Annotated in this window: 4 protein-coding genes; 2 read left to right on the top strand and 2 right to left on the bottom strand. The window is 68.0% G+C overall.

The features are described from left to right. The first annotated feature begins 1,295 nt into the window (after positions 1-1,295). Together ABTZ17_RS35930 and ABTZ17_RS35925 are read left to right on the top strand one after the other, a co-directional pair. Positions 1,296-2,012 carry a hypothetical protein gene (locus ABTZ17_RS35930; protein WP_352200020.1) on the top strand — a complete coding sequence of 239 codons (717 nt, stop codon included), beginning with the start codon at positions 1,296-1,298 and terminating at the stop codon, positions 2,010-2,012. Next, on the top strand, positions 2,009-2,482 hold the full coding sequence (locus tag ABTZ17_RS35925) for a MarR family transcriptional regulator (RefSeq protein WP_352200019.1): 474 nt from the start codon (positions 2,009-2,011) through the stop codon (positions 2,480-2,482). The genes ABTZ17_RS35930 and ABTZ17_RS35925 overlap by 4 nt, the downstream gene beginning before the upstream one ends. Positions 2,483-2,756: 274 nt before the next feature. Here the strand turns inward: ABTZ17_RS35925 and tpg are convergent, their stop codons facing one another. Both tpg and tap read right to left on the bottom strand, forming a co-directional pair. After that, the gene (tpg, locus tag ABTZ17_RS35920; protein WP_352200018.1) at positions 2,757-3,314 is read right to left on the bottom strand and encodes a telomere-protecting terminal protein Tpg; all 558 of its coding nucleotides are present in this window, start codon (positions 3,312-3,314) and stop codon (positions 2,757-2,759) included. A 121-nt stretch (positions 3,315-3,435) separates the two neighbouring features. Beyond that, positions 3,436-5,937, bottom strand: a complete 2,502-nt coding sequence (tap, locus tag ABTZ17_RS35915) for a telomere-associated protein Tap (RefSeq protein ID WP_352200017.1) — start codon at positions 5,935-5,937, stop codon at positions 3,436-3,438. Positions 5,938-6,063: the final 126 nt, after the last annotated feature.

Below are 6,063 nucleotides of genomic sequence, written 5' to 3'. Positions count from 1 at the left end.
GAGCTGGGCTCTCCGCTGCGCTCCGAGCTTTAAACTGGGTACTTACACGTTGCGCGTGTAGGAGGGCATAGCCCTCCGCTGCGCTCCGAGCTCTAAGGGTATCTTCTAGGCGCTCCGCGGCTAGAAGAGGGAAGCCTCTCTGCTGAGCTTTGGTGATTCAGGAGCATTTCTAGCAGCTGGGAGTTTAGGAGTGCCAAGCTCTCCGCTGAGCTCCAGGCTTTAAAGGGTGATTCAGGCCTTGAGTTTTTGAGGAATAGAAGACTCTCCGCTGCGCTCCGAGTCTTAAGAGAGCCTCCTACACGCTGTGCTTTAGGTGACCGCAGCCCTCCGTTGTGCTACGGGTTTAAAAGGTTCCGCAGGAGCTTAGCGCCTGTGGAACGCCCAGTTTCGAGTTTTCAAGCGAAGTCCTACACACTATGTGTGTAGGACGGGTGAACCACTTCGCTGCGCTCCGTGTTGCTTGGGGGTGCCTAGACACTACCGGTCTAGGAGGGTGAAGTTCTCTGCTGCGCTTCGGACTTTAGTGGTTTCTAGCGGTTCCGTGTCTAGAAACACGAATTATCTCTGCTACTTCGGGCACTTTATGGGGGTTCCTAAGTGCTGTGCGCTTATGAGAGTGAAGCTCTCTGCTTGGCTCCGAGTTTTAAAGGGAACCTTAGTGCTACATGTTTAGAAAATCTAAACTCTTTTCTCTTCTTTGGGCTTTAAACGGATTCTTAAAAGCTGAGAGCAAGCGACGAGAAAAAACGTTAATTCAAAAGATGATTCAAAGTTGTATGCAGTTAGAAATGGGATCGAGTCAACCTGGCGCCTCAAGTGGACAGGTTGTCCGGATGGGAGGCCATGCCTCGGGGCCATGACGGGGTGTCAGGGATTGGTGTCAGATCCGACGGATCGGGGGGTTCTTGGAGCCGCGGAAGGAAGGCGGCGGGACTATAGAGGGTACGGAGATGCGTTTTCGCAGGTCAGAGCGGGTGCGCTTGTCGAGTTATGTCCCCTCAGGAGGGACATAACTGTTGCGATGTGTCACTGCTGAGGGGACATATCGCGAGCAAAACGTCAGTGAGGCTGACGGTATTTGGGGTAAAACGTCGGGGATACTGACGTTCTTGGGGGGTTGTGTCCGTGAAGTGGGGTCGGGCGGGGATGGTTTGACGAGGGGTCGGTGGAGGGGGGGCCGGAGGGGCTGTGGCTGAGATGTGTCCCTCCTGAGGGGACACAAGACACGCTGAACGTCAACGAGGGTGACATGTATGTCACCCTCGTTGACATACTGATCTCTGCAGATCAACGAAGTGGAGAGCAGCCTCGTGTCATCAGAGCCACAGCCGCGCCGGCAGAGCCCGGTACGTGTGCCGCGTCCTGATCTTCCCGTTGATGACGCCATCTCAGCGTGGAGTCAGCCGCTGGCTCCGGTCAGGGACCTCGACACCCTGGCCAAGAAGTACCCGAGCCGGAAGCTGACGCTCGAGGGCGAGCGCAAGCCGCTGGAGTTCTACGGGACGCAGGAGCAGCCGAACGCGTTCTCGATGGACAGCCTGGAGTTCTTCCTGGTGATCGCCCAGTACTTCAGGGAGGCGCTGCCGTTGAGGCTGATCCTGCTGCTCATCGCCTGTCAGCGGGCGGGGGGGCGGATTCCGCTTACCCAGGAGGAGATGGCTACGATCCTGGATGTCAGCCGTACCAAGACGTCCGATGCGCTGCACACGATCATGTCCCATGGCATCGTTTTCAAGGTGCGGCGGGGTGTGTACCAGTTCAACCCGCCCTACAGTTACCGGGTGGCAGAGTTCATCCCGGGTACGGAGAGCACGGGGGAGTTCGTGAAGGTGGAGCAGCACAGCACCATCTCGCGGATTCGGAGCGATGGGAGCCTGCCGGACCTGGTGAGGTTCCCCTCGTTGGACCACATGCGGCAGGCCATCGACGAACTCCGGGCCGAACGCGCTAGAGAGCGCGCTGCGCGACGGCTGAGCCGGGCGCAGCGCAAGGAAGAAGGGACAGCTCAGTGAGCTCCTTGCGATTCGCAGCGGTCAACGCCGACGGGCTTCTCTCTGACCTGGACCTGCCGCCGGCCGCCTACCGGGTGCTGCTGAAGCTGCGTTCACTCAGCGAGCCGGGCGGCAGGATCCTCATCGACCAGGCGAGCATCGGTGGGCTGCTGGAGCTGAGCCGGCCGAGCGTGAACGCGGCTCTCCGGAGCCTGGAGCTGGCGAAGCTGGTGCGGAAGGTTCGTAACGGGGTCTACCAGATCAACCCGATGCTGGCGGGGTACAACTCGTTCGAGGATGCCGTGGCCGCGGTGAACGAGATGCCGGCGGAGGAGCGGCTGGACTCCCGGGGGTACGTGGCGAGCTACCACGAGGCGGTGGCGGCGTACCAGGACCAGCTGGCCGAGCAGCGGAAGAAGCGGGCCGCCCAGGCGGCGGCGAAGAAGGCCGCGGAGACGAAGCGGCGGCGGACGTTGCACGCCGTGGGGTAGTTGCGGGTGCCGGTGCGGTCGTGACGGCCGAGGCTCGGGCTGACGGCGTCGAGTGTGGCGGGTCGTGGCTGTCCGCGGGTGGTTGTTGCCGAGTGGCGAGTGGGCTGGGGAGGTTTCCTTCCCGGCCCTTTCGTGTGTCCGGGGGCAGGGAGGTGGGTCAGAGGGGCTGGGGAGGGTGGGGTGACGTATCTGGGCGGGGGTGTGGTGCGGGGCGGTCTGAGGGGGGTTCAGGGGGCTTGGTGGGGGTGCTGGGTGGTGAGTCGGGCGAGGCGGCTCAGAAGTCGAATTCGACGTAGTCGATGTCCGTGAATTCGACGAGGAGGTCGGAGGCTCGGGCGCCCTGGTCCTTGAAGTAGATCTCCTGGAGGCCTTCGGCGGCGATGCGGCGGAGTTGGGCTTCGGTGGCTCCGGACTCCTGCGCGGCGAAGAGGCGGGAGGCGTACTCGGGCGGCAGGTGCTGGGTGATGCGGCGCATGCGGCCGTCGTCGGTGCTGCCGGGGGCCGCGGTGAAGCCGAAGCGGGCGCGGGTCTCGATGACCAGGCCGGTGGAGGTGGAGGCCTGGTCGCGGGCGCGTTTGCGGACCAGGGGCTGCCAGCTCTTGCGGACCTCGGCTTCGAGGCGGGCGGCCAGTTCGGGGCGGGGGTTCTTGATCTGGCCCTTGAGGTAGCGCTCGACGGTGCGCTGGGAGATTCCGAGGCGTTCGGCGACGGCCTTGGTGGAGTTCTTCTCCGTTTTGAGGAGGAACTTCATGCGGGCTTGGGGGGATTTCGGGATGGGGCGGGTGAAGTTCGCCTCGGTGGCTTTGTCCAGGCTGTCGCCGATGTTGGGCATGGGGTGGTTGCTGTCTCTGTTCGTCGGGTCGGGCTAGGAGGGCTGGGCTGGGCGGGCTGGGCTGGGGAGGAGGGCCGGCCGGCTCGGGGACGGGTGTGGGATGGGATGGGGTGGGTGGGGGCTACTCGCCGTCGGCGGCGGCGTCGTGGCCCTTGATGTGGCGGGCGGGGTTGTGGCGTTCGTCGAGCATGCGGACGGCCCAGAGGAGGGGCTGGGTGCCCTCGTGCTTCACCATGCCGGGGCTGACGCCGAGGCGGAAGCCGCCGGGCAGGGGCTTTCCGTCGGGGGTGCGGGGGAGGAAGTCGAGCGGGCTGGGGCCGTCGGAGAGGTAGACGGCGCAGTCGGAGAGGACCGCGATGGGGTGGAGGTCCGCGGTTTCGGCGAGCTTGCGCATCTTCCGGTGCATGTTGATGCGGGCGGTGGAGATGACGGCGGCGCGGATGTCGGGGCGCCAGGTGGGGCGTTCCAGGGCGGGCCAGGGTTCGCCGGGGCGGTAGCCGATGCCCTGGGGGCGTTCGCGGAGCTTGCCGATGCCGCCCTTGACGGTGGACTTGATGGCGGAGAGGACGGCGGCCTGGACGGGGTCCTGCTGCTTGTGGTCCGTCATGGCGGTGAGGAACTCGGGTTCGGTGAGGGACGGGGTCACGCCGAGGTCGGCCATGGTGGCGAGGTAGGCGTCGCGGAGGCGTACGTACCAGGGGTCGAGGTAGGCGCCGTGTTCGGGGCGGATCCATGCCTCGGTGGGGTGGACGGGGTGTCCGAGTTCCTGGGCGTAGGCGAGGGTCGGGGTGGCGTACCAGGCGGGGCCGGTGGGGGTGGCGCCGTGAGGGGTGAAGGGGTTGGGGAGGCGGGGGTCGAGTTGGATGTCGGAGAGGTCCGCGAGCCAGCTGCCGGGGAGTTTGGGGTCGAAGACGGGGCGGGTGGTGTGCACGGCGGGGCCGGTGCCGACGTTGAGGCGGTTGGCGGCGGCGGCGAAGGCCATGTTCACGTCGATGCCGACGGCGTGGGTGCGGGCGCACTCGGCGTCCGTGAGGAGTTCGGGGTCGCGGATCCAGTCGTACGCCTCCTCGTCGAGGATCTGGTCCGGGGTCCGCTGGTGGCTGCGGGGGTAGAGCGCGGCGACCACGGGGTGTTCGTCGGGGGCCTCCGGCGGGGCCGGGTCCACGGGCCGGGTGAGGGAGCCGGCGACGGGGGCGGAGACCCAGGCGCCGGTGGATTCGTCGCGGACCGGGCGGGTGGGCGGGCGCAGGGCCGTCATGAGTTCGAGGCCGGAGACGGCGGTGGAGCCGCGGGGGGTGAGGACGCGGCTCGCGTAGGCGGTGAGGAGGTCGGCGAGCTCGGGGGCCGGGAGGGAGGGGGTGTCCTCGCCCCAGGCGCGGGAGTCCAGGGCGCCCCAGGGGAGGACGGCGAGCTGGACGCACTGGCGGCCGGTGGCCGCGGTGGCGGGGCGGTAGACGCGGGCCCAGGGGCCGAAGCCGCGGCGGGTGAGTTGCCACTTGGCGCGGGTGAGGCCGCGGACGACCGGGTGGTCGTCGGGCAGGCGGAGGCCGCGTCGGTCTTCGAGGGTGAGGGGGAGGCCGAGGGCTTCGGTGGCTTCGGCGGTGAGGACGAGGAGGGGGTCGGAGTCCTTGCCGAAGCGGTGGAGGCGGGGGGCGCCCAGGGCGGTCTCGGGGGAGAGGGCCCAGGTGATGAGGGAGGGGAGGTCCGTTGCCGGGCAGTCCAGGAGGAGGCCGTGGGAGGCGTGTGCCGTGAGGGGTTGCCTGTCCGGCTGCTGTGTGGCGCGGGAGGGCTTGGCGGACGCGCGCGGCTTGGTGGTGGCTGCGGCCGTGGTGGTGGGGTGCGTGGTGAGGACGGCGAGGGGGAGGGGGGAGGTGCGGGAGGCGTGAGTGTTGGCTGCCGTGGACGTCGCGCGGCGGGTGGGGGTGGAGGGCCTCCGGGGCGCCTGGGGCTCTGACGGCGGGGTGCCGTCGGCGGTCGTGGGGGTGGGGGTGGGGGGAGTGGGGGACACGGGGGGCGTGGGGGCGGGGAGTTCGGGTGCCGTGGGTGCGGCGGGTACCGCGGCTGTGTCGGGTGCCGGCGGTGCCTGGGGTGCTTCGGGGGCTTGGGGTGCCGGGTGAGTGGCTGCGGTGGGGTGGGGGGTGGGGGCCTCGGGGGTGGTGACGGTGTTAACGGCGTTAACGCCGTTGACGGTCTCCGCGGGCGGTGGGGTGGCCGTCGTCGTCGCCTCGGGCTCGGGGGCCTCGGGGCTCGTGGCGATCGCGGGCGGTGTGGGGGCTGCGGTGGCCGGGGTCGGGTCCGGGGTCGCGTCCTCGGTGCGGGGGTCCGTGGGGGCCGGGTGGAGGGTGGCCAGGCCGTCGAGGAGGCGGATGTACGCGGCGCGCTTGGGCGGGCGGGGTTCGGTGCGGCCGGTTTCCCAGGAGGTGATGGTCTCGCGGCGGACGACGAGGGCCTTGGCGATCTGGTCCTGGCTGAGGCCGGCGGCTTCGCGGAGGCGCTTGCGTTCGTCGGGGTGGGGCAGGGCGTCCTGTGCGGCGGCTTCTTCGAGCAGGGCGTCGACGGCGGCGAAGAGGGTGGCCTGCTCGTCGGGCTGCTGGTGGGACGGGGTCTTGCGGTTGCGGGACATGGCACCTCCTGAGGCTCACCCTATCGTGGAACTCGGGGAGGCGGCCACGGACAGCTCGGAGAAGTAGCCGGGCTTGAGGTAGAGCTTCTGGGCCACCGGGGTGTCGAACAGGACGAGGCTGCCGCC

This window comes from Streptomyces sp. NPDC097619, assembly GCF_040302735.1.
GTDB lineage: Bacteria > Actinomycetota > Actinomycetes > Streptomycetales > Streptomycetaceae > Streptomyces.
This window is presented reverse-complemented; position numbering and strand designations above follow the sequence as displayed.

Bases quoted from the DNA above. Each gene is read 5' to 3' on its own strand.
- tpg (WP_352200018.1), bottom strand. From the start codon at position 3,314: ATGCCCAACATCGGCGACAGCCTGGACAAAGCCACCGAGGCGAACTTC.
- tap (WP_352200017.1), bottom strand. From the start codon at position 5,937: ATGTCCCGCAACCGCAAGACCCCGTCCCACCAGCAGCCCGACGAGCAG.